1 protein-coding gene is annotated in these 310 nt (G+C 33.2%); it reads right to left on the bottom strand.

What is annotated here, in order from left to right:
• The coding region (locus tag TD18_RS17325) for an NHL repeat-containing protein (RefSeq protein WP_040254922.1) at positions 1-310 on the bottom strand (310 nt) is incomplete at both ends.

The following is a 310-nucleotide window of genomic DNA, read 5'->3' as shown; positions in this document are numbered from 1 at the left end:
GATATTATCTGGTACATATGGTGACTCCACACCTAATTGTGGCAAATCTGTTAATGGTATTTGTTCCCATTGCGGTACATCTTGGTCAAACTCTAATTTAATCAAACCTGAATAATCAAGTGCTGTACACCAAATTGTACCAGCATTGTCTAGAGCTATATTACTAAACTTATACGTATAAGCAGGATTGGTTACTCTTGGTAATTCATATTGCTCAAAAGTTTCATTTACGATATTAAATTTAAGAATGCTACCGTCGTTAGTTTCAGTTAAAGCTAACCATAAATCACCGTTATTATCAAACTTAAGA

Source organism: Psychroserpens mesophilus, from assembly GCF_000826645.1.
GTDB classification, from domain to species: domain Bacteria; phylum Bacteroidota; class Bacteroidia; order Flavobacteriales; family Flavobacteriaceae; genus Psychroserpens; species Psychroserpens mesophilus.
This window is presented reverse-complemented; position numbering and strand designations above follow the sequence as displayed.